This window comes from Pseudomonas sp. TE21394, from assembly GCF_054057835.1.
Genome location: NZ_JBSRZR010000001.1, coordinates 3,190,803 through 3,217,471 on the forward strand (window position 1 = coordinate 3,190,803; position 26,669 = coordinate 3,217,471).

General features: G+C 60.1%; 19 protein-coding genes, 2 tRNA genes and 3 rRNA genes. 15 read left to right on the forward strand and 9 right to left on the reverse strand.

Annotated elements, in window-relative coordinates; translation table 11 throughout:
- Positions 1-36 precede the first annotated feature (36 nt).
- Positions 37-366, forward strand: a complete 330-nt coding sequence (locus ACVWZT_RS14715) for a DUF2025 family protein (RefSeq protein WP_296230054.1) — start codon at positions 37-39, stop codon at positions 364-366.
- Between the two features lie 332 nt (positions 367-698).
- Here the strand turns inward: ACVWZT_RS14715 and ACVWZT_RS14720 are convergent, their stop codons facing one another.
- Complete coding sequence (locus tag ACVWZT_RS14720) at positions 699-1,595, reverse strand: formate/nitrite transporter family protein (RefSeq protein ID WP_296230055.1); 897 nt, start codon at positions 1,593-1,595, stop codon at positions 699-701.
- A 455-nt stretch (positions 1,596-2,050) separates the two neighbouring features.
- On the opposite strand from ACVWZT_RS14720, the gene ACVWZT_RS14725 reads away from it, so the two are divergent.
- The 14 genes from ACVWZT_RS14725 (at position 2,051) to ACVWZT_RS14790 (ending at position 18,912) form a co-directional block, all read left to right on the forward strand.
- Positions 2,051-3,587: ribosomal RNA gene (locus tag ACVWZT_RS14725) — 16S ribosomal RNA — on the forward strand.
- Positions 3,588-3,671: 84 nt separating this feature from the next.
- Positions 3,672-3,748: transfer RNA gene (locus tag ACVWZT_RS14730), tRNA-Ile, on the forward strand.
- Between the two features lie 24 nt (positions 3,749-3,772).
- A tRNA-Ala gene (locus tag ACVWZT_RS14735) sits at positions 3,773-3,848 on the forward strand.
- Between the two features lie 249 nt (positions 3,849-4,097).
- Positions 4,098-6,989, forward strand: a 23S ribosomal RNA gene (locus ACVWZT_RS14740).
- Positions 6,990-7,123: 134 nt separating this feature from the next.
- Positions 7,124-7,239: ribosomal RNA gene (gene rrf, locus ACVWZT_RS14745) — 5S ribosomal RNA — on the forward strand.
- The 16S, 23S and 5S rRNA genes sit together here with 2 tRNA genes alongside, the layout of an rRNA operon.
- Before the next feature lie 238 nt (positions 7,240-7,477).
- Positions 7,478-9,121: an acetolactate synthase large subunit gene (locus ACVWZT_RS14750; RefSeq protein WP_457470001.1), complete on the forward strand. Its 1,644-nt coding sequence runs from the start codon at positions 7,478-7,480 to the stop codon at positions 9,119-9,121.
- 143 nt (positions 9,122-9,264) lie between these two features.
- Complete coding sequence (locus tag ACVWZT_RS14755) at positions 9,265-11,211, forward strand: flavin monoamine oxidase family protein (protein ID WP_457470003.1); 1,947 nt, start codon at positions 9,265-9,267, stop codon at positions 11,209-11,211.
- Between the two features lie 137 nt (positions 11,212-11,348).
- Complete coding sequence (locus ACVWZT_RS14760) at positions 11,349-12,245, forward strand: nitrilase family protein (RefSeq protein WP_457470005.1); 897 nt, start codon at positions 11,349-11,351, stop codon at positions 12,243-12,245.
- 11 nt (positions 12,246-12,256) lie between these two features.
- Positions 12,257-13,411, forward strand: a complete 1,155-nt coding sequence (locus tag ACVWZT_RS14765) for a hypothetical protein (RefSeq protein ID WP_457470007.1) — start codon at positions 12,257-12,259, stop codon at positions 13,409-13,411.
- Entirely contained in the window at positions 13,408-14,397 is a 990-nt protein-coding gene (locus ACVWZT_RS14770) for an asparaginase (protein WP_457470009.1), read from the forward strand. Before ACVWZT_RS14765 ends, ACVWZT_RS14770 begins: the two co-directional genes overlap by 4 nt.
- Before the next feature lie 90 nt (positions 14,398-14,487).
- Entirely contained in the window at positions 14,488-15,036 is a 549-nt protein-coding gene (locus ACVWZT_RS14775) for a UPF0149 family protein (RefSeq protein WP_457470011.1), read from the forward strand.
- Between the two features lie 173 nt (positions 15,037-15,209).
- Entirely contained in the window at positions 15,210-15,839 is a 630-nt protein-coding gene (locus tag ACVWZT_RS14780) for a glutathione S-transferase family protein (RefSeq protein WP_296233976.1), read from the forward strand.
- Positions 15,840-15,866: 27 nt separating this feature from the next.
- Positions 15,867-17,903, forward strand: coding sequence for a pyridoxamine 5'-phosphate oxidase family protein (locus ACVWZT_RS14785; protein WP_457470013.1), 2,037 nt, complete (start codon positions 15,867-15,869; stop codon positions 17,901-17,903).
- 112 nt (positions 17,904-18,015) lie between these two features.
- Positions 18,016-18,912, forward strand: coding sequence for a LysR family transcriptional regulator (locus ACVWZT_RS14790; RefSeq protein WP_296233978.1), 897 nt, complete (start codon positions 18,016-18,018; stop codon positions 18,910-18,912).
- Between the two features lie 13 nt (positions 18,913-18,925).
- Here the strand turns inward: ACVWZT_RS14790 and ACVWZT_RS14795 are convergent, their stop codons facing one another.
- The 8 genes from ACVWZT_RS14795 to ACVWZT_RS14830 all read right to left on the reverse strand — a co-directional run bounded on the left by ACVWZT_RS14795 (position 18,926) and on the right by ACVWZT_RS14830 (position 26,651).
- On the reverse strand, positions 18,926-19,795 hold the full coding sequence (locus ACVWZT_RS14795; protein ID WP_457470015.1) for an aldose 1-epimerase: 870 nt from the start codon (positions 19,793-19,795) through the stop codon (positions 18,926-18,928).
- 25 nt (positions 19,796-19,820) lie between these two features.
- Entirely contained in the window at positions 19,821-21,101 is a 1,281-nt protein-coding gene (locus tag ACVWZT_RS14800; protein WP_457470017.1) for a TRAP transporter large permease, read from the reverse strand.
- Complete coding sequence (locus ACVWZT_RS14805; RefSeq protein ID WP_296233981.1) at positions 21,102-21,629, reverse strand: TRAP transporter small permease; 528 nt, start codon at positions 21,627-21,629, stop codon at positions 21,102-21,104.
- Between the two features lie 62 nt (positions 21,630-21,691).
- A complete protein-coding gene (locus tag ACVWZT_RS14810; RefSeq protein WP_296233982.1) occupies positions 21,692-22,663 on the reverse strand; it encodes a TRAP transporter substrate-binding protein in 972 nt (323 codons plus the stop codon).
- Positions 22,664-22,725: 62 nt separating this feature from the next.
- Complete coding sequence (locus tag ACVWZT_RS14815; protein WP_457470020.1) at positions 22,726-23,607, reverse strand: glucurono-1,5-lactonase; 882 nt, start codon at positions 23,605-23,607, stop codon at positions 22,726-22,728.
- A gap of 26 nt (positions 23,608-23,633) precedes the next feature.
- Complete coding sequence (locus ACVWZT_RS14820; protein ID WP_296233984.1) at positions 23,634-24,440, reverse strand: NAD-dependent epimerase/dehydratase family protein; 807 nt, start codon at positions 24,438-24,440, stop codon at positions 23,634-23,636.
- An 84-nt stretch (positions 24,441-24,524) separates the two neighbouring features.
- A complete protein-coding gene (locus ACVWZT_RS14825) occupies positions 24,525-25,763 on the reverse strand; it encodes an OprD family porin (RefSeq protein WP_457470022.1) in 1,239 nt (412 codons plus the stop codon).
- 285 nt (positions 25,764-26,048) lie between these two features.
- Positions 26,049-26,651, reverse strand: a complete 603-nt coding sequence (locus ACVWZT_RS14830) for a hypothetical protein (RefSeq protein ID WP_457470024.1) — start codon at positions 26,649-26,651, stop codon at positions 26,049-26,051.
- Between the last annotated feature and the right edge of the window lie 18 nt (positions 26,652-26,669).

Here is a 26,669-nt window from a genome sequence, read left to right on the forward strand (position 1 = left end):
CGTGCGTATCTTTCAATTTGATTGCGAGGTTACGTCATGGCCATCACTTCCCAGGACATCTGCAACGCTGCCGACCAGCTCAAGGGCTTTGTCGGGTACAACGGCAAGCGTGGCGTGCATATCGTGCGTTTTTCCGAAGACGCGTTCGGCATGGACGTGGCCGATGCCAGCATCACACCTTGTGGCGAGTTTGTCTGGCGACCCACGCAGGGGCAGCGCATGGCGCTGTGCCGCGAACGGCTGGCGCTGTTGTTTGAACAACATATGGATGACCGCTTGAACATCGGTGAGCCGCTGCGTGCCTACATGCGCCGCCGCGACCTGCCGGAGATCGTCGCCGAGCGCAGCCTGCAACAACCTTGCTGAAACGCCCGTAGCGACCGCGTTACACGGGGCGGGCGATCGCCCGCGGACTGCGCGACATGGCGAAACAGGTACAACATGACCAGGCGCAGTATCAGCAAAGCCCCGGCCAGCGGCGGCGGCACCGCATGCAACAACTGGTGACCCGGCAGCGGATTGCTCCAGCTGGAAGCCGATGTGGCCGAGGTCGATGTGCAGATGCTCGTGGTCCTGCATCACGCTTTTCCACGTGCAAGCCGTTCAGGCGGAAACCGCTGTCCTGCCGCGCCAGCTTGAGCGCGGCAGCTGGCTGCCGGCAAAATTGCAGGCAACCTGGTGAACGAGCGCGTTTCGGCTCATTGCTGGCCGTTCTTGCGGTGACGGGCGCCTGCCGGGTTGTCTTCCAGTAAGCGCGAAGGCGACTTGCCGCTGTCGCTGCGCACCTGCGCATGGCTGATCAAACCGAAGATGAAGCTGCCACCGATGATGTTTCCGGCCAGGGTTGGCAGGGCGAACTCCAGCCAGAAGCTGCGCCAGGTTTCATCGCCGGCCCACACCAGGTAGGACACTTCGACCGAGCCGACCACGATATGGGTGAAGTCGCCAAGGGCCATCAGGTAGGTAATCATCAGGATGATCCAGATCTTGGCGTGTTCCATCGACGGAATCATCCACACCATGGTGGCGATCATCCAGCCCGACACGATGCCTTTGGCGAACATCTGGCTGATGTCGTTCTGCATGACCTTGCGGCCTACCTCGAGGAAGGCAACGTCGGTCTTGCTGTCGAAGATCGGCAGTTCCAGCATGACCCAGGCCACCAGCAGGGTGCCGGCCAGGTTGCCAAGCAGTACCACGCTCCACAGCCGCAACAGGCGCCCGAAGTTGGCCAGGGTAGGGGCGGTCATGACGGGCAGGACGGCGGTCAGAGTGTTTTCCGTGAACAGTTGCTGACGTGCCAGGATCACGGCCAGGAAGCCGGCGCTGTAGCCAATACTGGCGACCACCTGAGAACTTTCACCTTGCGGAAGCCGGGCGTAGAAGAGGCCCATGGCCATGAGCGAGAGTCCCATGGACAATCCGGCAGCGAGGGCTGACCACCATAGTGCTGCGAGGGTACGCTCCAGTTCCTGATCGCCCTGGTAACGAATGATCTCGTGCAACACTGCTGCGCGCGGCGGTTGGTTCAGGCTGACTTCCTGCTCTTCATCCGCCGACAGGCCCGGGGTTTTCTCGCTTTGCGCATCGCTCATGGCCGCTCCGCTCCGTTGGGGTGTTCCTCTACAGATTCGCGGCGCTTCCATTAGTTGCCGGCATGCCGCCGGCGCTGCAAAAAAGTTTTTAGATCAAGGTGTTGACTCTGATTTCAAAGCGCGTATTATTCGCCTCCTCGCAGCGATGAACGCTTCGGGGTAGGCGGTAAGCTGTTGAAGTTAAAAGGTTTCGAAAGAAACCGGATGTAAAAAACTTCAAAATAAACGCTTGACAGCCAGTGAGGAAAGCGTAGAATGCGCGCCTCGGTTGAGACGAAACGCTCTTGACCAAACGCTCTTTAACAAATCGAATCAAGCAATTCGTGTGGGTGCTTGTGAGTACGGACTGATAGTCACAAAGATTATCAGCATCACAAGTGGCCATGCGAGAAATCACATAGTCATTTGAGATTGCTGAGCCAAGTTTAGGGTTTCTTAAAAACCCAAGCAGTATTGAACTGAAGAGTTTGATCATGGCTCAGATTGAACGCTGGCGGCAGGCCTAACACATGCAAGTCGAGCGGATGACGGGAGCTTGCTCCTTGATTCAGCGGCGGACGGGTGAGTAATGCCTAGGAATCTGCCTGGTAGTGGGGGACAACGTTTCGAAAGGAACGCTAATACCGCATACGTCCTACGGGAGAAAGCAGGGGACCTTCGGGCCTTGCGCTATCAGATGAGCCTAGGTCGGATTAGCTAGTTGGTGAGGTAATGGCTCACCAAGGCGACGATCCGTAACTGGTCTGAGAGGATGATCAGTCACACTGGAACTGAGACACGGTCCAGACTCCTACGGGAGGCAGCAGTGGGGAATATTGGACAATGGGCGAAAGCCTGATCCAGCCATGCCGCGTGTGTGAAGAAGGTCTTCGGATTGTAAAGCACTTTAAGTTGGGAGGAAGGGCAGTAAGCTAATACCTTGCTGTTTTGACGTTACCGACAGAATAAGCACCGGCTAACTCTGTGCCAGCAGCCGCGGTAATACAGAGGGTGCAAGCGTTAATCGGAATTACTGGGCGTAAAGCGCGCGTAGGTGGTTCGTTAAGTTGGATGTGAAAGCCCCGGGCTCAACCTGGGAACTGCATCCAAAACTGGCGAGCTAGAGTACGGTAGAGGGTGGTGGAATTTCCTGTGTAGCGGTGAAATGCGTAGATATAGGAAGGAACACCAGTGGCGAAGGCGACCACCTGGACTGATACTGACACTGAGGTGCGAAAGCGTGGGGAGCAAACAGGATTAGATACCCTGGTAGTCCACGCCGTAAACGATGTCAACTAGCCGTTGGAATCCTTGAGATTTTAGTGGCGCAGCTAACGCATTAAGTTGACCGCCTGGGGAGTACGGCCGCAAGGTTAAAACTCAAATGAATTGACGGGGGCCCGCACAAGCGGTGGAGCATGTGGTTTAATTCGAAGCAACGCGAAGAACCTTACCAGGCCTTGACATGCAGAGAACTTTCCAGAGATGGATTGGTGCCTTCGGGAACTCTGACACAGGTGCTGCATGGCTGTCGTCAGCTCGTGTCGTGAGATGTTGGGTTAAGTCCCGTAACGAGCGCAACCCTTGTCCTTAGTTACCAGCACGTCATGGTGGGCACTCTAAGGAGACTGCCGGTGACAAACCGGAGGAAGGTGGGGATGACGTCAAGTCATCATGGCCCTTACGGCCTGGGCTACACACGTGCTACAATGGTCGGTACAGAGGGTTGCCAAGCCGCGAGGTGGAGCTAATCTCACAAAACCGATCGTAGTCCGGATCGCAGTCTGCAACTCGACTGCGTGAAGTCGGAATCGCTAGTAATCGCGAATCAGAATGTCGCGGTGAATACGTTCCCGGGCCTTGTACACACCGCCCGTCACACCATGGGAGTGGGTTGCACCAGAAGTAGCTAGTCTAACCTTCGGGGGGACGGTTACCACGGTGTGATTCATGACTGGGGTGAAGTCGTAACAAGGTAGCCGTAGGGGAACCTGCGGCTGGATCACCTCCTTAATCGACGACATCAGCCTGCTGATGAGCTCCCACACGAATTGCTTGATTCATTGTAAAAGACGATGTTGCACGTGACCCTGTTATAGGTCTGTAGCTCAGTTGGTTAGAGCGCACCCCTGATAAGGGTGAGGTCGGCAGTTCAAATCTGCCCAGACCTACCATTACATGGTTCAGCCGTAGAATACGGGGCCATAGCTCAGCTGGGAGAGCGCCTGCCTTGCACGCAGGAGGTCAGCGGTTCGATCCCGCTTGGCTCCACCACTTTCTGCTGTTGTGAAATTGTTGCACTTGATCAAACTCAGAAATGAACATTCGCATCGAATGTTGATTTCTGGCTTTTGTCAGATCGTTCTTTAAAAATTCGGATATGTGATAGATATAGACTGATGACCAGTTTCACTGCTGGTTATCAGGCTAAGGTAAAATTTGTGAGTTCTGCTCGAAAGAGCAACATGCGAATTTTCGGCGAATGTCGTCTTCACAGTATAACCAGATTGCTTGGGGTTATATGGTCAAGTGAAGAAGCGCATACGGTGGATGCCTTGGCAGTCAGAGGCGATGAAAGACGTGGTAGCCTGCGATAAGCTTTGGGGAGTCGGCAAACAGACTGTGATCCAGAGATCTCTGAATGGGGGAACCCACTCAGCACAAGCTGAGTATCTTGTACTGAATACATAGGTGCAAGAGGCGAACCAGGGGAACTGAAACATCTAAGTACCCTGAGGAAAAGAAATCAACCGAGATTCCCTTAGTAGTGGCGAGCGAACGGGGACCAGCCCTTAAGTTGGTTTGAGATTAGTGGAACGCTCTGGAAAGTGCGGCCATAGTGGGTGATAGCCCCGTACACGAAAATCTCTTGTCAATGAAATCGAGTAGGACGGAGCACGAGAAACTTTGTCTGAACATGGGGGGACCATCCTCCAAGGCTAAATACTACTGACTGACCGATAGTGAACCAGTACCGTGAGGGAAAGGCGAAAAGAACCCCGGAGAGGGGAGTGAAATAGAACCTGAAACCGTATGCGTACAAGCAGTGGGAGCCTACTTTGTTAGGTGACTGCGTACCTTTTGTATAATGGGTCAGCGACTTATATTCAGTGGCGAGCTTAACCGAATAGGGGAGGCGTAGCGAAAGCGAGTCTTAATAGGGCGTTTAGTCGCTGGGTATAGACCCGAAACCGGGCGATCTATCCATGGGCAGGTTGAAGGTTAGGTAACACTGACTGGAGGACCGAACCGACTACCGTTGAAAAGTTAGCGGATGACCTGTGGATCGGAGTGAAAGGCTAATCAAGCTCGGAGATAGCTGGTTCTCCTCGAAAGCTATTTAGGTAGCGCCTCATGTATCACTCCAGGGGGTAGAGCACTGTTTCGGCTAGGGGGTCATCCCGACTTACCAAACCGATGCAAACTCCGAATACCTGGAAGTGCCGAGCATGGGAGACACACGGCGGGTGCTAACGTCCGTCGTGAAAAGGGAAACAACCCAGACCGTCAGCTAAGGTCCCAAAGTCATGGTTAAGTGGGAAACGATGTGGGAAGGCTTAGACAGCTAGGAGGTTGGCTTAGAAGCAGCCACCCTTTAAAGAAAGCGTAATAGCTCACTAGTCGAGTCGGCCTGCGCGGAAGATGTAACGGGGCTCAAACCATGCACCGAAGCTACGGGTGTCATCTTTGATGACGCGGTAGAGGAGCGTTCTGTAAGCCTGTGAAGGTGAGTTGAGAAGCTTGCTGGAGGTATCAGAAGTGCGAATGCTGACATGAGTAACGACAATGCGAGTGAAAAACTCGCACGCCGAAAGACCAAGGTTTCCTGCGCAACGTTAATCGACGCAGGGTTAGTCGGTCCCTAAGGCGAGGCTGAAAAGCGTAGTCGATGGAAAACAGGTTAATATTCCTGTACTTCCAGTTATTGCGATGGAGGGACGGAGAAGGTTAGGCCAGCCTGGCGTTGGTTGTCCAGGTTTAAGGTGGTAGGCTGGAATCTTAGGCAAATCCGGGATTTCAAGGCCGAGAGCTGATGACGAGTTGCCTCTAGGCGACGAAGTGGTTGATACCATGCTTCCAAGAAAAGCTCCTAAGCTTCAGATAACTGGGAACCGTACCCCAAACCGACACAGGTGGTTAGGTAGAGAATACCAAGGCGCTTGAGAGAACTCGGGTGAAGGAACTAGGCAAAATGGCACCGTAACTTCGGGAGAAGGTGCGCCGGCGAGGGTGAAGGACTTGCTCCGTAAGCCCATGCCGGTCGAAGATACCAGGCCGCTGCGACTGTTTATTAAAAACACAGCACTCTGCAAACACGAAAGTGGACGTATAGGGTGTGACGCCTGCCCGGTGCCGGAAGGTTAATTGATGGGGTTAGCGCAAGCGAAGCTCTTGATCGAAGCCCCGGTAAACGGCGGCCGTAACTATAACGGTCCTAAGGTAGCGAAATTCCTTGTCGGGTAAGTTCCGACCTGCACGAATGGCGTAACGATGGCGGCGCTGTCTCCACCCGAGACTCAGTGAAATTGAAATCGCTGTGAAGATGCAGTGTATCCGCGGCTAGACGGAAAGACCCCGTGAACCTTTACTATAGCTTTGCACTGGACTTTGAATTTGCTTGTGTAGGATAGGTGGGAGGCTTTGAAGTGGGGACGCCAGTTCTCATGGAGCCATCCTTGAAATACCACCCTGGCAACTTTGAGGTTCTAACTCAGGTCCGTTATCCGGATCGAGGACAGTGTATGGTGGGTAGTTTGACTGGGGCGGTCTCCTCCCAAAGAGTAACGGAGGAGTACGAAGGTGCGCTCAGACCGGTCGGAAATCGGTCGTAGAGTATAAAGGCAAAAGCGCGCTTGACTGCGAGACAAACACGTCGAGCAGGTACGAAAGTAGGTCTTAGTGATCCGGTGGTTCTGTATGGAAGGGCCATCGCTCAACGGATAAAAGGTACTCCGGGGATAACAGGCTGATACCGCCCAAGAGTTCATATCGACGGCGGTGTTTGGCACCTCGATGTCGGCTCATCACATCCTGGGGCTGAAGCCGGTCCCAAGGGTATGGCTGTTCGCCATTTAAAGTGGTACGCGAGCTGGGTTTAGAACGTCGTGAGACAGTTCGGTCCCTATCTGCCGTGGACGTTTGAGATTTGAGAGGGGCTGCTCCTAGTACGAGAGGACCGGAGTGGACGAACCTCTGGTGTTCCGGTTGTCACGCCAGTGGCATTGCCGGGTAGCTATGTTCGGAAGAGATAACCGCTGAAAGCATCTAAGCGGGAAACTTGCCTCAAGATGAGATCTCACTGGAACCTTGAGTTCCCTGAAGGGCCGTCGAAGACTACGACGTTGATAGGTTGGGTGTGTAAGCGCTGTGAGGCGTTGAGCTAACCAATACTAATTGCCCGTGAGGCTTGACCATATAACACCCAAGCAATTTGCCGACGCAGATTGCGGTGGTGAAGATGATACGAACCGAAAGTTCGCAACGAACCACGAACATCACATATCCGGATTCGCTGGAGTGTCTACCAGGACCTTCTGGCAACAGAATTTCTTGACGACCATAGAGCATTGGAACCACCTGATCCCATCCCGAACTCAGCAGTGAAACGATGCATCGCCGATGGTAGTGTGGGGCTTCCCCATGTGAGAGTAGGTCATCGTCAAGATTCATTTCGCAAAACCCCTATCTGCGTATGCAGGTGGGGTTTTGTCTTTGTGGCGCAAAAAAGACGCGCTCCTCCAGTGCTCGACAACATTCCTGCCACATCAGCGTGACTTTTCCGCACCGACCCTTCGTCAAGACTTTGATTCGGGGTACTTCTGGCCCTGAGCCAAGCGATGCCAGCGTACCGTGCTGCGCATTTCCGGACTTCCACCGTCCCATCACTTGAGGTAGCAAGCAAGATGGCCAAGGCCGCCGATGTCGTTGTGCAATGCCTGGAAAACGAAGGTGTCGAGTATGTATTCGGCATTCCCGGTGAAGAAAACCTCGACCTGCTGGAATCCCTGCGCAAGTCGAAGATCAAGCTGGTCCTGACCCGTCACGAGCAGTCCGCAGGTTTCATGGCTGCCACCTACGGCCGCCTGACCGGCAAGACCGGCGTCAGCCTGTCCACCCTCGGCCCCGGGGCGACCAACCTGGTTACCGCCAGCGCCTACGCCTTCCTGGGCGGCATGCCGATGATGATGATCACCGGCCAGAAACCGATCAAGAAGTCCAAGCAGGGCCGTTTCCAGATCATCGACGTGTGCGGCATGATGGACCCCATCACCAAGTACACTCACCAGTTCGCCTCGGCTGACAATATCCCTGCGCGCATGCGCGAAGCGTTCCGCCTGGCTGAAGAAGAAAAGCCGGGTGCGGTGCACCTGGAGCTGCCGGAAGACATCGCTGCCGAGCAGACCGACAGCCTGCCGATCCCACCGAGCCTGCACCGTAGACCACTGGCCGAGCACAAGGCCGTCGAGGCGGCCGTGCAGAAGCTGCTGAACGCGCGCAACCCGATCCTGGTGATCGGCGCCGGCGCCAACCGCAAGATGACCGCCAAGGTCCTCAAGCAACTGATCGACAAGACCGGCATCCCGTTCATCACCACGCAAATGGGTAAAGGTGTGGTCGACGAGCGCCACCCGCGCTTCCTCGGCAACGCTGCGCTGTCGTCCGGCGACTTCGTTCACCGCGCGATCGAGGCCGCCGACCTGATCGTCAACATCGGTCACGACGTGATCGAGAAGCCGCCATTCTTCATGGTGCGTGGCGGCACCGAAGTCATCCACATCAACTTCCGCTCTGCCGAAGTCGATGCCGTGTACTTCCCACAGGTGGAAGTGATCGGTGACATCGCCAACGCCGTCTGGCAGATCGGCGAAGCGCTGAACGACACCTCGCACTGGGACTTCACCCGCCTGATGGCTATCCGCGAAGCCAACGAAGCGCAGATCGCCGAAGGCGCCGACGACAACCGCTTCCCGGTCTACCCGCAGCGCCTGGTGGCCGACATCCGTCGTGTGCTGCCGTCCGAAGGCATCGTGGCCTTGGACAACGGTATCTACAAGATCTGGTTCGCCCGCAACTACAAGGCGCACAAGCCTAACACCGTGCTGCTGGACAACGCCCTGGCGACCATGGGCGCCGGCCTGCCATCGGCGATGGCGGCGCACCTGGTGCACCCGGACCGCCCGGTGATTTCGGTGTGCGGCGACGGTGGCTTCATGATGAACAGCCAGGAGCTGGAAACGGCAGTACGCCTGGGCATGCACATCACCGTGGTGATCCTGCGTGACGACGGCTATGGCATGATCCGCTGGAAACAGGCCAACATGGGCTTCACCGATTTCGGCCTGGACTACGGCAACCCGGACTTCGTCAAGTACGCCGAAGCCTACGGTGCCAACGGCCACCGCGTGGAAAGCGCCGACGGCCTGCTGCCGCTGCTCGAGCACTGCATCAAGACCCCGGGCGTGCACGTGATCGACTGCCCGGTCGACTACAGCGAAAACGACCGCATTCTCAACAGCGAGCTGCGTGAGCGCGCGCTGGCGGTGTAAAGCGTAACAGTCCAGTTGATGGCTCTCCGGCAGCCACAGATATCTCCGATCCTGTGGCTGCCGGCTGGTGGTAATCAATAACCCCTTTACCCATTGGGTAATTTTTCATGCTCGGTTCTTCAACCCATGAAGAGCACACGAACATGACCATCGGTTCAACACACAACCATCCTGCAGACCTCGCCATCGAGCCCTCCCTGCCCATGCAACCGTGGGCCGCACGTTACCCCAACCCTCCTGATCTCTGCTTTGACTACCGCCGTCTGATCGAACAGGAAGGAGGCGTTGCACGAGCCACCCAGCCAGACCACCGAATCTGCATCGTCGGTGCTGGTATTACCGGGCTGACTGCGGCTCGAGAACTATTGCGCTGCGGCTTTACCCGGGTCTCCTTGATCGAGCAGTCCCAGCGTGTGGGTGGGCGTCACCTGACCTTGGTGAACAGCACAGGAAATCACAAGCAGCCGGCAACCCCTTTCGAAATGGGGGCCATGCGCATGCCGTTTTTCAACAGGACTGGTGAAGCCCCAAAAGACGGGCACTCGCTTATGGCCTACTACGCCAAGCTGTTCGACCTGCGCATTTCCGATTTTCCGAATCCGGGGACGCCGTGGGTCAATGCCACGGGGATATACCTTCGTGATGGCCAGTTGGAGGGTGGTGGCGATCCTGCGTTGCTGATCTGGCGTAACCCGGAAGGCAATACACCCCCACCCACCCCGATACTTCAACAGGTCTATGACAAGTGGCACCATTTTGCGACGCGTTTCGCCGAGCGTATCGCTACGGTTTATGGCACTTGTGGCTGGGAGTCGATGTGGTCGGCCATCGTTGAACGCTATCACCGGTTATCGTTTAGAGAACTGGTGCATCTACCCGCCCTTGCGGCTTGGGATCCAGCAAAGCCTGGAGACTTTGGTGGGTTGGGCATGAGCAGCGACGAATCGGCAATCTTCTATGCGATCGGCATTGGAGATGGCAGTTGGGGAGCGTTCTATGACGTCTGTTGCCTGTATCCGCTGCGTACAGCAATCTTTGGCTTCAGTAGCCACTTGCAGTTGGTACATGGGCGTGTTGATCAAGAGGGCGTGCCCTATGCGGCACCGCACCTCGAAGCCAGCCGTGTCCCGGACAGCAGAGGGTTGATGTTTCAGGGGCCAGCCTATATCGGGCTCGCGGCGCTGGATGAAAGTCTTATGTTTCTAGACATCGGACTGAGCGGCACCTCGCTGTACGACCACCTGTTGCAACGAGAGGATGGGCTACTCACCGACACCTCGGTCTGTTCGTTGCAGAAACTGGAGAATGGTCAGTTGCGGGTCGGTTATCGTTGGCACTGCAGCGATCCGCTTGAAGAAAGCCTCCACTACGAAGACTTCGACAGTGTGATCCTGACTACCCCGTCGTGGTTGATCGAAACCAACATCCGGCTTGACGGTTTCAATCGACAGATCCTGCCGCAGACAATCGTGGATGCCTGGAAGCATGCCCATTGGGAGACCAGCTGCAAGGTCTATGCTCCGCTGAGCAAGCGCTTCCTCGACCGTAAGTCGGCTTTGCCCCAGATCCTGGTAACCGACAGTTTTGTCCACGACGTGTATGCCTATCGATACAACGATAATTATCCAGAGGACTGCATCCTGCTGAGTTATACCTGGGAGGACGATGCAACGAAGCTGGCCGCGTTTTCCGACGCGCAGTTGGGGCAGAAATGCGTGAACGAGCTTGATCGAATTCTGCTGCGGTGTAGCAACATAGGCGAGGCCATATCACCCTACATTGACACTCGCAACATCCGCATACAACGGTGGATGACAGATAAGAACGCCTTGGGATGTGCAAAGCTGTACCGGGCAGGCACTTATTACGATGCGGTAAACCTGATGAAATACAACCGCGATTTCAGCGCCCTGTCAGGCCTGTATCTGGCTGGAGAGTCCTTCTCTGTTGACGCCGGCTGGACCGAGCCGTGTTTACGAACGGCTGTGGATGTCGTGATCAACCTTTGCGATAGAACATCAGCACAGTTTCACGGTGGTTTCACCCTGGACCATTACCCGCATTATCAAGTCAGGATCCAAGGCTGTTAGCGTGTTGATTGTAGGGCCATTCCTACAATGTCTCTCTTCCTTTCCTTCGAGCTGGTGGGAGTGTCCTGACTGTCGCTCCCCAGCCCAGCCCCGTTTTACTGGCGTCCTTCCAAAACAACCACAAGAAGGAAGCTGCCATGTCTGCACACTGTCCCGCCGTCAGTCCAGTTCGCATCGCCGTCATTCAATACGACCCGCAGGTCGGGCTTGAGCATTGCGACGGCAACCTGAGCAAAGGCCTGGCATTGGCCCGTCGCGCCGCGCAAGAAGGCGCCAACCTGATCGTGCTACCTGAGCTGGCCAACACCGGCTACACCTTCCACACCCGCGCAGAAGCCTATGCCCACGCCGAAACGCTAGAGGCAGGTATCAGCCTGAACGCCTGGGCGGATTTTGCCAGGGAATATCAGGTCTACCTGGCCGCAGGTTTTGCCGAACGCGACGGGCTGAAGCTCTACGACAGTGCCGTACTGTTCGGCCCTGAAGGCCTGCTAGGCCATTACCGCAAGGCCCACCTATGGAATCAGGAGAAGCTCTGGTTCACCCCTGGCAACCTGGGTTTTCCGGTATTCGAGACACCGCTCGGGCGTATCGGCCTGCTGATCTGCTGGGACATCTGGTTCCCTGAAGTGCCACGGCTGATGGCAGCACAAGGTGCCGATATCATCTGCAGCCTGAACAACTGGGTGTGGACCCCACCACCGTTGTTCGATGACACGGGGCGCTGCATGGCTTCCTACCTGACCATGACCGCGGCACACGTCAACAACCTCTACATTGCCGCAGCCAACCGCATAGGCCATGAGCGGGGTGGGCGCTTCCTCGGTTGTTCGTTGATTGCCGGTAGCAATGGCTGGCCCATCGGCGAGGTGGCCAGTGCCGAAGAGGAGAGCATTGTCTTCGCCGATGTCGACCTCAGCAATGCCCGCTCGGCACCGATCTGGAACAGCCTCAACGACCTGCCTCGGGACCGCCGTACCGATCTCTATGACGCGACCCTTGGTTACCGCCTGCATGCCGCAATGCCGCGTTGAGGAGGTGGCACATGAAAACCTTGCATGCTCTGGATCGGAAGCATTTGCCCCTGGTGCTGTTCGTCAGCCTGCTGGGGGCACTGGCTGCCAGCCTCGCCCACGGCCAATGGCCGGACTACACGCAACTGGCGGCGACAGTCGATCAGCCACTGAGCCGGCTGCGCTGGATCGTCGGTGATATCAGTGAGGTGGCGTTCTACAAGCACGAACTGCCCGCCCTGGGCTTGCTGCTGGGGGCTTGCCTGGCGCACCTGGCCCATGTGCACGGATATCGCTGGCAGGGTTTTGCCATCTGCTATGGCAGCGGACTATGGCCATGGGTGTTTACCAGCTCGCTGTTGGGCCTGCTGCTCAGCCACGCGTTCTGGGGCTGGACCTTGGCCAGTGGCACCTGGCAGCCGACCTTCGTTGCCTTCGTATCGTTGCCGGCAGCCATGGTGCTGCTGTACGGCGCGGGCTGGCGGGTCACGCTCAGCGGCGCACTGCTGGGAGCGTTGCTGGTCACCCCGGCCAGTCTGTTGATGGTCAACTACCTGTGTTATCCGCTGCAGCTGCCGGTGGTAATCGGCAACGTCAGTGGCATGGCGTTGGCAAGCCTGGTGGCGTTCATGCTGTGCCGGCGCTTTCCGTCATGGGTGCGGCACAGCCACAAGCCTGCAGTACGCGACCCCGTTGCTGCGCAACCCGATTACGGCGTTGTCTGGACCTTGCGACGGGTTTTGGCCGATTTCAGCGAAGCGCCATTCTTCGGTAATGAGCTGGCCAGTCTCGGGCTGCTGCTGGGCGTGCTTCTGGCTTACCTGCTGGCCCCGGCAGCGCCGGCCTACGGGTCGCTGCTGCTGATACCAATGGTTGCCGGCCAGGCATTGGCATCATTGGTCGGGGTTCTGCTCTGGCATGGTCAATGGCAGGCGCGCGGTTGGTATCCCACTTACATCCCCATCGTCTCGATCGTCCCGGCCGCCGTGCTCACCCATGGCGGTAGCTGGCAAGTAGTGGTGGGCAGCGCAGTGCTGGGCGCGCTGGTAGCTCCGCCATTGGCAGCGGCCATTACCCAGCGTTTGCCGGCCTACATGCATGGCTACATTGGAAATGTGCTGTCGATGGCCATCAGTACGCTGGGGATCGTGCCGCTGGTTGGCTGGTTTGCGGGAGGTGCAGCATGAGCGAGCAAACGCATCTGCCCAAGCTGTCGATTGCCAGCCTGGGGGGCACGGCAAGCATGCAGGCAAGCGCCCATGGCTGCGCGGTGGTGCCCAGGCTTGGTTGCGACGCATTGCTGGCAAGCGTGCCGCAACTGCGCGAGATGGCCGAGCTTGAAATGGTCACGCTGGGCCTGCTGCCCAGTGCCTCGCTGGGCTTTGCGGCGCTGCTTGAGGTGCTGGCCTGGGCGCACGCAGAGGTAGAGCGTGGAGCGCAGGCGGTAATTCTGACCCAAGGAACCGACAGCCTTGAGGAAACGGCGTATTTCCTCGATCTGCTGTGGCCGTTCGATGCACCAGTCGTGATGACCGGTGCCATGCGCGCGGCCAGCCAGCCGGGCTGCGACGGCCCGGCCAACCTGCTGGGTGCGGCGCAAGTTGCCCTGGCGGCGGGCAGCCGTGGGCGCGGCGTATTGGTGTTGATGAATGAACAGGTCCACAGCGCCGCAAGGGTGCGCAAGACCGCCAGCCTGTCGATGGCTGCATTCGAGTCGCCCGGTGGTGGCGCGCTGGGCGATGTCGTCGAGGGCGCGGTGGTCTATCGCCAACCGGCTACACGGCGGGAGGTACTGCCGCTACCGCAACGCACCGAACATCGCGTTGCACTGCTGGAAGCCTGCCTGGACGCGGATACGGCGTTGTTACAGGCGGTTGCCACGCTCGGTTACGAGGGGCTGGTCATTGCCGGATTTGGCGCAGGGCATGTTTCCGCTTGTTGGGCCCAGGTGCTGGATACGCTGGTGCCCGCCTTGCCGGTGCTCGTCGCCACCCGCACAGGCAGCGGCCCTACAGCCCGCGCCACCTATGGCTTTGCCGGAGGCGAGGTCGACCTGCAAGGCAAAGGTGTACACATGGCCGGGCAGCTTTGCCCGCGCAAGTGTCGCATTCTCTTGTGGTTGCTGATCGGTAGCGGCAGGCAGCACCTGCTGCACAGCCTGTTGCCAGGCTGACCAAACTGCCCGCGGGACGACAACCGCGGGCAGCCCTTGGGCGGTTCTGTGCTAGGGTGCACACACTTTTGCTTCCCAGGATGTCCACCCATGCTACCCGCCCTCAGCGAAAAAGAACTCGACCGCCTTGAAGACCTGCTGATCACCTACGGCAACGATTACTCGGTGTTGAACCTGGCCGAGCTCAATGGTTTTTTCACCGCACTGGCCAGCTCACCGGTCACCGTCACCCCGGAGCAATGGCTGCCCGTGGTGGCAGGTGGCAAGGTGCCGAAATTCAAGAAACCGGCGCACGAAGAGGCCTATACGGCGTTGATGCTGCGCTACGCCAACCAGGTGGCGGAAGAACTGGGTGATGACATCGATCGGTTCGAGCCGCTGTTCGAGGAAAGCGAAGGCGAGCAGGGCATGGTGATCGTGATGGAGGAGTGGTGCTTTGGCTACATGCGCGGCACTCAGGTCGCTGGCTGGAAGCCGCTGCCTGCGGAGCAGGACCAGTTGCTCAAGGCCATTTCGCTGCATGGGCTGGAGGATAACTTCGAGCTGCTGGACCAGATGAGCGAAGACGACATCCAGGCCTGCGTACCGCAGGTGGTCGAGGCTGCACGCGGGCTATTCCGGTACTTCAAGCTGCACTGAATCCAGCGGGTGCCCTGAGGCGGATGCTTGCGGGGGCTCTGGTCGGCGCCTGTGCCACGATTATTCCGCCAGGCGAAATTATGGTTTCCCTGGCGCACTGATTCTGTTGCCAGGCGAACCCGTGCAGCATGTGCTCCATCAGCCCACCCCGGAGCTGACCAGGAGCCAAGCCCATGTCGAACCCGATCAAGCTTTACAACTTCCCCAAGTCCGGCCACGCCCACCGCATCGAGCTGATGCTTTCGCTGCTGAACCTGCCTACCGAACTGGTCCTCGTCGACCTGGCCAAAGGTGCGCACAAACAGCCCGACTTCCTTGCGCTGAACCCGTTCGGCCAGGTGCCGGTCATTGATGACAACGGCACGGTGATTGCCGATTCCAACGCCATCCTTGTCTACCTGGCGAAGAAGTATGGCAATGGCACCTGGCTGCCCGAGGAGCCTGCCGCCGCCGCCCGCGTACAACGCTGGTTGTCGGTGGCTGCCGGCCCGCTGGCATTCGGCCCTGCCGCCGCCCGCCTGGTGACGGTATTCGGTGCTTCATTCAATACCGATGAAGTGATTACCCGCGCCCACACCTTGCTCAAGGTGATCGACGCCGAACTGGCCAAGGCACCCTTCCTGGCGGGTAATACCCCGACCATCGCAGACATCGCCAACTACTCGTACATCGCCCACGCACCAGAAGGCAACGTGTCGCTGGAGCCCTATGCCAACGTACGCAACTGGCTGGCAAGGGTCGAGGCGCTGCCGGGCTTCGTACCGATGCCGCGTACCGTGATCGGCTTGCAGACCAGCGCCTGACACTTCGCCACGACGAGGAACGCCGCCATGCAACAGAACCCGGACCACCGCCCCTCGCCCTGGCACGCGGGCGAGAAAACCCTGCAGGAAAAGGTCGGTGTCGCGGAGCGCATGGAGGCGTTCGGGCAGAAGGTGATTCGCGACTACATGCCCGAGCAGCATCGTACCTTCTATCATCAGCTGCCGTTCATGATCGCCGCCAGCGTGGATGCCCAGGGCCGCCCTTGGGCGACCGTGCTGGAAGGGCCGGAAGGCTTCGTCAGCTCGCCGGACCCTCGGCAGCTGACGATCGACACCCAGTTGCCGGCAGACGACCCCGCTAGCGCCGGGCTGAGTGCCGGGCAAGCAGTCGGCCTGCTGGGGATCGAACTGCACACCCGTCGGCGCAACCGCCTCAACGGGCAGATCCACCAAGGTGGCAACGGCCCACTGCAGGTTACGGTCGAGCAGTCGTTCGGCAACTGCCCGCAGTACATCCAGTTGCGCGAGTACACGCGCGTCGTCGAGCCCGCCCAGGGGCGTGTCGATGCGGCGATGCTGGATGCAGCGGCTGTCGGCATGATCCGGGCAGCCGACACTTTTTTTGTCGCCAGCTATATCGAGCATGGCGATGGCCAGCGTTCGGTGGATGTCTCCCACCGTGGCGGCCGGCCTGGCTTCATCAAGGTCGAAGGCAACCGCCTGACCATTCCCGACTATGCCGGCAACCTGCATTTCAACACGTTGGGCAACCTGCTGGTGAACCCACGCGCAGGGTTGCTGTTCATCGACTTCGCTAAGGGCAATGTGTTGCAGCTCTACGGACGCACCGAAATCCTCCTGGACAACCCCGCCAGCCAGGCGTTCGAGGGCGCCGAGCGCTTGTGGACGCTGGATGTCGAGCAGGTGGTGTGGCGCCCGGCTGCCGTGTCTCTGCGCTGGGCATTCAAGGAATATGCGCCGACCAGCCTGGCGACCGGCACCTGGGAAGAGGCCGAAGCGCGCCTGCAACAACGTCAGCAGCAGCGCCAATGGCAGCCGTGGCGTGTGCTGCGGGTAGAACAGGAAAGCCGCGATATCCGATCGTTCTACTTGGAACCGCCTGCCGGCAGCAAGGTGACCTTTGCCGCGGGGCAGCATGTGCCGGTGCAATTGCAGTTCGCTGGCGAGGCACCGCTGATCCGCACCTACAGTTTGTCCAGCGCGCCTTCCGACCGCTACCTGCGCATCAGCGTCAAAGCCCAGGGCCCGGCGTCGCGGCACTTGCATGAGCGCATTGGCGCCGGCGATGTGCTGAATGTACGCGCGCCGATGGGCAGCTTCGTGCTGGACCCGCACAGCACCCGGCCGCTGGTGCTGATTGGCGCGGGAGTGGGAATCACGCCATTACTGGCCATGCTGCGCGAGCAGCTGAGCAAGGGGCAGGCACGGCCCGTCCACTTGTTCCATGGCGCGCGCAGCCTGGCTGACCTGCCGTTTGCTGAGGAACTGGCACGCTTGCGACAGCAAGCCGGCGGCCTGCTTCAGGTGCACCGTGCCCTTAGCCAGCCGGAAGAGCACGCGCTGATCGGCCGTGATTACCAGTTCGCTGGTCGGCTGGGGATCGAGCAGGTCAAGGCAACGCTGGCGCTGGGCGACTACGATTTCTACCTGTGCGGCCCGGGCAGTTTTACCCAGCAGTTGTATGAGGGGCTGCGCGGGGTGCATGTACCGGATGCGCGGATCCACGCCGAAGCCTTCGGCCCTTCGACGCTTCGGCGGCACACCGACGCGGGCCAGCCCAGCCTGCAGCAGCCGCCTGCGGCCAGCGAGCCGGTGCCAGTATACTTTGCCGCTTCGGCCAAGGAGGCGCGCTGGGCGCCCGGTAGCGGCACGCTGCTGGAGCTGGCCGAGGCACGCGGATTGGCCCCGGAATTCAGTTGCCGAGGCGGATCGTGCGGTACCTGCAAGACCCGGCTGGTGAGTGGCCAGGTGCATTACCCGAACCCGCCGGCCGAATTGCCGGAAGCCGGTTCGGTGCTGATCTGTTGTGCCGTGCCGGCGAAGGTGGAAGAAGGCGGGCAAGCGTTGATATTGGATGCCTGATTCGCCTGCTTCTTCCGCGGGCTGTTGCAGGCGCGGCCCGTGGCCGCAACAGGCAGCAGAAAACGCCCAGATGAAAGATAATCCCGGCACCTCATGCCCACCAGGAGCCCGCATGGACCAGATCCACCTGATGAAGGTGTTCGTCGCCACCGGCGAACTGGAAAGCTTCGCCGCCGCTGCTCGGCGCCTGGACATTTCCCCGGCTGCGGTCACTCGCGCCGTCAGCGCCCTGGAAGAACAGCTCGGAGTCAAGTTGCTGCTGCGCACCACCCGCAGCGTCCGCTTGACCGAAGCCGGTAGCCGCTACCTGGAAGACACCCGGCATATCCTCGCCAGCATCCACGAGGCCAACGAAGCTGCCGCCGGCATCAACTCGACGCCCAAGGGCGACCTGGCCGTCACCGCGCCCATCCTGTTCGGCAAGAAATTCGTCATGCCGTGTATCGTCCGTTACCTGCAGCAGTACCCTGAAGTGGATGTATCCGCGTACTTCCTCGACCGCATCGTCAACATGGTCGAAGAAGGCATGGATGTGGCCGTTCGCATCGGCCCCTTGCCCGACTCCGGGTTGAAAGCGCTGCGGGTGGGCAGGGTCCGGCGCATGCTGTGTGCCTCTCCCGAATACCTGGCGCGCCATGGCGTGCCGAAGCACCCGTCCGACCTGGCCGGGCATGCGGTGATCGGCACCACCAACCTGTCGCCACGCGCCGGCTGGCGCTTCGGGGTGGCCGAGGAACCGACCTTGGTGCGCGTGAAGCCCCGCTTGACCGTTACCAGCAATGACGGGGCGATCGCCGCCGCCAGTGGCGGGTTGGGCATTGCCCGCCTGCTGTCGTACCAGGTCGCGGACGAACTGGCCAGTGGGCAGCTGCAGGTGCTCCTGGCCGAGTACGAGGAGGCGCCTTGGCCGATCCATGTGTTGCACCGGGAGAGCAAGTACGGTTCGGCCAAGGTCCGGGCGTTCATCGACATGCTGGCGCAGGCGCTGAGGGCTCAGCAGCTGGATTGATACCCCAGCACCCCTACAGCGCCTGGTACTGCATTGTGAATGTCAGGCTCATCGCCTCTCCGTGCTGCAACAGGCGTAACCCCGGCCGCCCCGGCAGGTGGTGCGCATTGACCGGATGGCTGACCGGTTCGAAGCAGAAAAAACCTTGCCCTTGCGGGCAGAACAACAGGAAGTGCTGCGCGCCGCTGGCACGGCACGCCAGTCGGTAGCCGGCGCTGGGTTGTTCGATCACGCATTCTCCCGGCCAGCCACTGAAGGCGTGGTCAACGATCGCCTCCGGCAAAACCCCCATCGTATTGAAACACCATCGATGAGGTACCGGCGCCTGATACGAAGGCAAGCGTCCCATGTCTGCCAGCCACACCTTATGCGCTGGCGCATACAGCCTGGTGTCGGGGTATCGGGGAAAGTATGGATGCAGCCCCAACCCATACCAGGTCGCCTGCGTATCCAGATGGGTAACCTGCAGGTCCAGCTGCAGGGCGCCTTCATCCAGATGAATGTCCAGCGCTGCCTGGTAGGCAAAGGGTACTGCGCTGCGCAGCGTCAGCCGCGCATGCCGTTCGCTGTGCCGGGCTACCTGCCAGGCCTGCTGCCAGGCACTGCCATGGATCGGGTAGGGATCATGCGTGGTATTCGGCGCCAATGCCTGCCAGCCCCCGGGCCGGGCAAAGCCACCCTCGCCGACGCGGTTGGACCAAGGCGCCAGCGGGTAGCAGGCCAGGCGGCGTGGGGAACCGCTGGCCAGCGCGTCGCAATCAGAATGGCGCAGCAATGCCTGGCCGGTCGCCTTCACTTGCCAGTTGACCAGGCTGGCGCCCAGTTCCGGGGCCAGGCTCAGGCGGGTCAGGCGGTCGTGCAGATGCACTTCGGTCACACCCATGCAAGGCTCCTTGCCCGCTTTCCGGTCACAGCACCACACCTGGCAGCCACAGCGAAATGGCCGGAATGTAGGTCACTGCCATCAGCACCAGGAACAGCGCCAGGTAGAACGGCAGCAGGGCCTTCACCGTCGACTCGATGCTCACCTTGCCGATGGCCGAGCCGACGAACAGCACAGCCCCTACCGGCGGCGTGATCAAGCCGATGCCCAGGTTGACCAGCATGATCATGCCGAAGTGCACCGGGTCCACGCCGATGCCGGTGATCACTGGCAGCAAAATCGGCGTGAGGATCAGGATCAGCGGTGCCATGTCCATCACCGTGCCTAGCAGCAACAGCATGAAGTTGATGCACATGAGGATCACGTAACGGTTGTCCGACAGGGTCAGGAATGCCGTGGTGATCTTCGACGGGATCTGCATCAGCGTCATCACGTAGCCGAAGCTGGCAGCGAAGCCGATCAGGATCATCACGATAGAGATGGTCCGTACCGTGCGGTGCATCAGCTTGGGCAGGTCGCGCCACTTGTAGTCGCGGTAGATGAACATGGTCACAAAGAACGACCACACCACTGCCACAGCCGCCGACTCGGTCGCGGTGAACACGCCCGTCAGAATGCCACCGAGGATGATCACCATGGCCATCAGCCCCCACAGCGCCTCACCGGCAATCTTCAGCGCCTGGCGCAGCGGTATGACTTCACCCTTCGGGTAGTTGCGCTTTTTCGCGAACAACAGGCACAGGCCCATCATCACCGCACTCAGCAGCAGCCCCGGCATCACCCCGGCCATGAACAGCGAGGCGATCGACACCGAGCCGCCGGCAGCCAGCGAGTACAGCACCGAGTTGTGGCTGGGCGGTGTCAGCAGCGCCTGCACCGAGCCACTGACGGTAACCGCCGTGGAGAATTCACGCGGGTAGCCCTTGCGCTCCATTTCCGGAATCAGCACCGAGCCCACCGACGCCGTGTCCGCCACCGACGAGCCGGAAATCGCCCCGAAGAACGTCGAGGCCATGATATTGACCAATGACAGCCCACCGCGCACGAAGCCCACCAGCACCCCGGCGAAGGCTACCAGCCGTCGCGACATGCCGCCCTCGGCCATGATCGCACCGGCCAGCACGAAGAACGGAATGGCCAGCAGCGAGAATTTGTTCACCCCGCTGGCCACCTGGATCATCATCGCCTGCAGCGGTATGTCGATCCACCAGGCGCCGATCAGCGCTGACAGGCCCAGGGCGTAGGCCACCGGCATGCCGAGCAGGATGAGCGCTACGAAACTGCCCAACAGAATCAACGCATCCATCTATGCCGCTCCTTCGTTTTCTTCAAGCTGCTCGAAGCGCACCACCTTGCGGTGGCTCTGATCGCCCAATAGAAGTTTTTCCACCACGAACACCAGGGTCAGCACCCCGCCAATCGGGATCGGCGCGTAGGTCATGCCCACCCGCACACCCGGCAACGACGCCATAAACTGGTTCCAGGTGGTGATACACAGCTTGAAGCCGTAGTACGCCATGAACACGCACACCAGGATCATCAGCACCTGCACCAGCAGCGCGACCAGTTGACGCGGCACTGGCGGCAGGCGCTCGGTGATCATGCCCACTGCCATGTGCGCCCCGGCCCGGTAGCTGGCGGCGGCACCGACGAAGGTGAATACCACCATCAGCAGGATGGCTACCGGCTCGGGCCAACTCGAGCCGGTGCCCAGTACGTAACGGGCGAAGATGCCCCAGGGGATGATCAGCGACATGGCCAGGATCGACAGGCCGGCGACCCAGATGCAGCTGCGGTACAGCGTGTCGTTCACACGCAGGACAAGGTTTTTCATGGGCATCACCAAAGCGGCAGGGCGGGGCCCGCACTGCCGAAGTCGTTCGGGAAGGGCCGCGGTTACTGGACGGCGTCGATACGCTTCATCAGGTCGGCATACTGCGCGCCGTATTTTTCGCGTACCGACGCGGTGGCGTCGTAGAACGGCTTCTTGTCCACGCTGATGAACTCGACACCGGCGGCCTTGAGCTTCTCTTCGCTGGCAGCGGACTTGGCGTCCCACAGAACGCGCTCTTCCATCTGCGCCTCGCGTGCCACCTTCTTCACCAATGCCTGCTGCTCGGGGGTGAGCTTGTTCCAGGTGGTCTTCGACATCACCACCGGCTCCGGCAGGATCAGGTGGCCGGTCAGGGTGTAGTATTTGGCGTTCTGGTAATGGTTGTGTTCGAGCAGGGTCGGCGGGTTGTTCTCGGCGCCGTCGATCACCCCGGTCTGCAGCGCGCTGAAGATTTCGCCGGTGTCCATGGCGATGCCGTTGCCGCCCATGGCGTTCATCATGTCGATGAACAGCGGGTTGCCCTGCACGCGAATCTTCATGCCCTTGAGGTCTTCCAGGCTGCGCACCGGCTTTTTCGTGTAGATGCTGCGCGAGCCGCCGTCCATCCAGGCCAAGGCCACCAGGTTGAAGTCGGAGTTGGTGATCTTGTCGAGGATTTCCTGGCCGATCTCGCCGTCGATGACCTTGCGCATGTGCTCATGGTCTCGGAACACGAACGGCATGTTGAACACGTTCACGTCCGGCACCACCGGGCCGACGATCCCCAGGCTGACGCGGGTCATCTGCACGGCGCCGATCTGCGCCTGTTCGATGACCTCCTTTTCCGAACCCAGCACACCGCCGGCGAACATCTTGAAGGTGATCTCGCCATTGCTGGCCTGCTCCAGCTTGTCGCCCATGTTCTGCTCGGCGACCACGGTCGGGTAACCGGCCGGGTGGATCTCGGCGAACTTGATGTCCAGCGCCGAGGCGGGCAGGGGCAGGCTGAAGGCGAGAGGGAGTACCGCGAGCAGCAGTTTGCGTTTGAACGTCATGGTGAAACTCCGTGGTTTTTATTATCCGGTTTCGGGCGTGCAAGTATCGGGCGGCATGGGGCTCAGCCCCGGTAGGCAGGCTCCTCCAGGCCCTTGGTGCCAGGGCTGAGGGCAAACACCCCACCAGCCAGGGGCTGGTCGCTGAGGTCGATGTCGGTGGGGCGTATCGAGGTGACGTACAGGGTGTCCAGGTTGGCGCCGCCAAAGGCGCACATCGACGGCTTTTTCACCGGTACGCTGAGTGAGCGGTCGAGGCGGCCGTCGGGGGTGAAACGGTGGATCTGGCCGGCGTCATTGCCGCAGATCCAGTAGCAACCATCCTGGTCGATCGCGGCGCCATCAGGGCGGCCGGGGTAGCCGCGCATGTCGACGAACAGCCGTTTGCCATGTGGCGTGCCGCTGTCGATGTCGTAGTCGAACACCCAGATCTTCTGCACGCTGGGGTGCGAGTCGGACAGGTACATGCGCCGGCCATCAGGGCTGAACGCCAGGCCATTGGGCACGATCATGCCGTCCTGCTGCAGGTGTAGCCGGCCTTCGCCGTCAAGCCGGTACAAGGCGCCGACATGGGCGCCTTGCTGCATGTCCAGTAGCATGCTGCCGGCCCAGAAGCGGCCCTGGCGGTCACAGCGGCCATCGTTGAAGCGCATCCCGGCCTGGGCGTGCTGCACACCGCCGAGCAGGCGCTTGTCCAGGCTGCCGTCAGCCTTCGCCCGCAGCGCAAAGATGCCGGTTTCCATGCCGGCCACCCAGCCTTGGCCGTTGCGGGCGATGCAGGCGAGCATCTCATCGGCTTGCCAGACCTGATGCACGTCATCGGCCGCCTGCCAGCGGTGCAACTGGCGTGCAGGAATATCGACCCAGTACAGGGCCTGTTCGTCGGGGTGCCACACGGGGCTTTCGCCGGTGCCATTGCGGGCGTCGACGATCAGTTCGCAGTTCATGGCCTTGCCTCCTGGCATGCGTAGGGTCAGTCGAACGGGCCTGCCGCGGTGAAGGCACCGCCCTGATAGACCATGCTCGGGTCATCGGCGGCAGGCGCCGGCTGGGCTTCCACGGCGCTGCGGAAGGTTTCGGAACTGTCCTTGGGCTGGTAGCCCAGGTGCGCGGCATGACGGTTATCCCACCATACGGTGCGGTTGTCGGATGCGCCGTAGACGATGGTGTGGCCAACATCGGGCGTGAACAGACCGCGCCCGATCAGTTGCACCAGGTCGTCATAGCTCAGCCAGGTGCAGAGCATGCGCGGGTTCTGTGGCTGAGGGAACGAGGAGCCGATGCGGATGCTGACCGTCTCGATGCCGTAGCGGTCGAAATAGAAACTGGCCAGGTCTTCGCCGTAGCACTTGGACAGCCCGTAGTAGCTGTCGGGACGGCGCGGCGAATGCGCGTCGATGCGTTGGTCCTGGCGGTAGAAACCGATGGTGTGGTTGGAACTGGCGAAGATGATGCGCCTGACGCCGTGCTTGCGGGCTGCCTCGTACACGTGGAACACGCCGCAGATGTTCGGGCCGAGGATGTCTTCGAAAGCATGCTCGGTGGAAACGCCGCCAAAGTGCAGGATGGCATCCACGCCCTCGACCAGGGCATGCACTGCCGCTTTGTCGGCCAGGTCACAGACGATGACTTCTTCATGCGGGCCCGCAGCGGGTGCCATGGGCTTGATATCGGAAAGGCGCAGGACCTCGGCGTAGCCTTGCAGGCGTTCGCGAAGGACCTTGCCCAGGCCGCCTGCCGCTCCGGTGAGCAGCAGGCGATTGAAGGGAGTGGTGGTCATGGCCGGCTCTTTTTGTGATTGTTGTAAGTTGTCGTATGACTTGGCTGATTATTGTGGCTGCTTCAGGTGGTTGTCAATCACACATCACAGCAGCGACAACGGGTAGTTGAAGATCAACCGGTTCTCATCGAACTCGTTGTTGCTGTAATCCCGCCGAATCGACGAGTTCCGCCATTTCACGCTCAGATCCTTGAACGGCCCGCTCTGGATCACATACGCCAGCTCGGTCTCGCGCACCCATTCCTTGCCGTCGGTCTCGCCACCGCTGTGAACATCGCGGCCACTGATATAGCGGTTCATCAAGGTCAACCCCGGCACCCCCACGGTGACGAAGTTGAAGTCATGGCGTACCTGCCATGAACGCTCGTTGGCATTGTCGAAGCTGGAGTTGTAGCTGTCGTTGGCCAGGGTCCCGCCACTTGTGCCGTTGACCCGCATCCAGGTATCGCCATCGACCTTCTGCAGGCCGACCCAGAAGGTGTTGCCGGCGTACTTCGCCGAGAACATGCCTGAGTAAGTCTTGTTGTCCAGTTCGCCGGCCCGTTCGGAACCGTCTTCGTCGCCATGGAAGTAGCCCAGGTTGGCGCCCAAGGTCCAGGCACCAAGCGGCTGGCTGTGGCTCAGTTGCAGGTACTGCTGCTGGTAGACGTCCTTGAGTACCGCGTTCCACAACCCTACCAGGGTACGGTCCTGGTTGAACTTGTATTCGCCGCCGGCAAAGTTGAAGCGGTCCGACACGCCAGCGCCGTAGCTCATGTCGTCCATGCTGGCGTCGTTGCGCGGGCTGTTGCCGCGAAATTGCCCGCCGTACAGGGTCAGCCCGGCGATCTCGTTGGAGGTCACCTGCCCGCCACGGAAGGTCTGCGGCAACGAGCGCCCGTCATCCGAGCGCAGGATCGGCAGCACCGGCATCCATTCACCAACCTTCAGTTCGGTCTTCGAGACCCGCAGCTTGCCCGCCACCGCCAGGCGGCCATAGTCATCTGCCGGCTTGCCATCGTCATGGCGTGGCAGCAGCGCCGTACCATAGGTGCCACCGCCGCCGTCGAGCTTGACCGACCACAGCCCCAGCACGTCCACACCGAACCCGACCGGCCCTTCGGTAAACCCAGAGCGGGCATCGAGGATGAAGCTTTGCGTCCATTCCTCGGCTTTGCCCTGCGGGTTGCCAGGGTTGGTGAAGTTGCGGTTGATATAGAAGTTGCGCAGCCCCAGCGTGGCCTTGGCATCGTCGACAAGACCGGCGGCGAAGCTGGTGCCCGGCAGGCTGGCGATGGCCCCCGCACCCAGCAGGGCGAAGGGCAGGGTTTGGCAGATTTTCATTATTGTTGTGCTCCCTAAGGGTGTGGCAACCCGTCCGTCGGGCACGCGCAAGCGGCCTGCGGCGAGGACGGGTAGGTGACGGGCCGGTCAGGGCCGGGGGTGGATACGCGGTTACCGGGCGCTAGGTACTTGCAGGCCTACGCCAGCTGGCCAGGACAACAGGAGGGTGCATTAGACGGGGATACAGCGGGGTGAGTGCCGACATGGGTTCGTCCACGGATTGTTGTTTTTGTTATGTGTTGTCGTACAACTGTGGGCGATTATTAGCAAGCGCCAGCGGGGCTGTCAACGCTCCGCGTCGTGCAGCAGGGTGAATGTAAAGCAACCAGGACATTGCTGTTCCAGCCACGCTTTGGCTCTTTCACTGAGGAAGTACCCGCGATAGACATCCCCTTTGAAGAAATCGGCTTTTTCGTCGGCCTTGAGCACCTGGAGATACTGGCCGAGGTCGGCAGGTTCGTGCCGTGGGTCTTTGAGCAGGTTGAGCTTGCCCACGACGAATGCCTGCCAATACGCCGGCATGCGTGCGGCAAGCTCCGGGTCATGCGGCAGGCAGTCGATGATCGAGGTCGGGCCACCTTCCAGCTCGAGGTAATCGGTGATGGGCTTGCGGGTATCCCAGTGCAGCCAGTCAAGCTGCACGATGTGGGTTTTTTCCAGGTGCTCATACCGACTGATGCCTTTCAGGCCGCTTCGTTCCAGGGCTTCCTTGACCGGCTGGGTGAGCACCAGCGAGCCCGAGCGGATATACGCAGGCGGCGTGTACGGCCCGGCGCGCCTGATGCTGTCCACATCGGTGTCTTCATCCCAGGCAATCATGCCTTGGAGCAGTACCGCGCCCCAGTCTCCCCAAGGCGTTGGCAGGTTGTCCATATGGTAGATGTTCATAGCTGGCGGCTGATCCTG

What these genes read in the sequence shown, in the direction of transcription:
- ACVWZT_RS14715 (WP_296230054.1), top strand. Translation starts at nt 37, where the DNA reads ATGGCCATCACTTCCCAGGACATCTGCAACGCTGCCGACCAGCTCAAG.
- ACVWZT_RS14720 (WP_296230055.1), bottom strand. Translation starts at nt 1,595, where the DNA reads ATGAGCGATGCGCAAAGCGAGAAAACCCCGGGCCTGTCGGCGGATGAA.
- ACVWZT_RS14750 (WP_457470001.1), top strand. Translation starts at nt 7,478, where the DNA reads ATGGCCAAGGCCGCCGATGTCGTTGTGCAATGCCTGGAAAACGAAGGT.
- ACVWZT_RS14755 (WP_457470003.1), top strand. Translation starts at nt 9,265, where the DNA reads ATGACCATCGGTTCAACACACAACCATCCTGCAGACCTCGCCATCGAG.
- ACVWZT_RS14760 (WP_457470005.1), top strand. Translation starts at nt 11,349, where the DNA reads ATGTCTGCACACTGTCCCGCCGTCAGTCCAGTTCGCATCGCCGTCATT.
- ACVWZT_RS14765 (WP_457470007.1), top strand. Translation starts at nt 12,257, where the DNA reads ATGAAAACCTTGCATGCTCTGGATCGGAAGCATTTGCCCCTGGTGCTG.
- ACVWZT_RS14770 (WP_457470009.1), top strand. Translation starts at nt 13,408, where the DNA reads ATGAGCGAGCAAACGCATCTGCCCAAGCTGTCGATTGCCAGCCTGGGG.
- ACVWZT_RS14775 (WP_457470011.1), top strand. Translation starts at nt 14,488, where the DNA reads ATGCTACCCGCCCTCAGCGAAAAAGAACTCGACCGCCTTGAAGACCTG.
- ACVWZT_RS14780 (WP_296233976.1), top strand. Translation starts at nt 15,210, where the DNA reads ATGTCGAACCCGATCAAGCTTTACAACTTCCCCAAGTCCGGCCACGCC.
- ACVWZT_RS14785 (WP_457470013.1), top strand. Translation starts at nt 15,867, where the DNA reads ATGCAACAGAACCCGGACCACCGCCCCTCGCCCTGGCACGCGGGCGAG.
- ACVWZT_RS14790 (WP_296233978.1), top strand. Translation starts at nt 18,016, where the DNA reads ATGGACCAGATCCACCTGATGAAGGTGTTCGTCGCCACCGGCGAACTG.
- ACVWZT_RS14795 (WP_457470015.1), bottom strand. Translation starts at nt 19,795, where the DNA reads ATGGGTGTGACCGAAGTGCATCTGCACGACCGCCTGACCCGCCTGAGC.
- ACVWZT_RS14800 (WP_457470017.1), bottom strand. Translation starts at nt 21,101, where the DNA reads ATGGATGCGTTGATTCTGTTGGGCAGTTTCGTAGCGCTCATCCTGCTC.
- ACVWZT_RS14805 (WP_296233981.1), bottom strand. Translation starts at nt 21,629, where the DNA reads ATGAAAAACCTTGTCCTGCGTGTGAACGACACGCTGTACCGCAGCTGC.
- ACVWZT_RS14810 (WP_296233982.1), bottom strand. Translation starts at nt 22,663, where the DNA reads ATGACGTTCAAACGCAAACTGCTGCTCGCGGTACTCCCTCTCGCCTTC.
- ACVWZT_RS14815 (WP_457470020.1), bottom strand. Translation starts at nt 23,607, where the DNA reads ATGAACTGCGAACTGATCGTCGACGCCCGCAATGGCACCGGCGAAAGC.
- ACVWZT_RS14820 (WP_296233984.1), bottom strand. Translation starts at nt 24,440, where the DNA reads ATGACCACCACTCCCTTCAATCGCCTGCTGCTCACCGGAGCGGCAGGC.
- ACVWZT_RS14825 (WP_457470022.1), bottom strand. Translation starts at nt 25,763, where the DNA reads ATGAAAATCTGCCAAACCCTGCCCTTCGCCCTGCTGGGTGCGGGGGCC.
- ACVWZT_RS14830 (WP_457470024.1), bottom strand. Translation starts at nt 26,651, where the DNA reads ATGAACATCTACCATATGGACAACCTGCCAACGCCTTGGGGAGACTGG.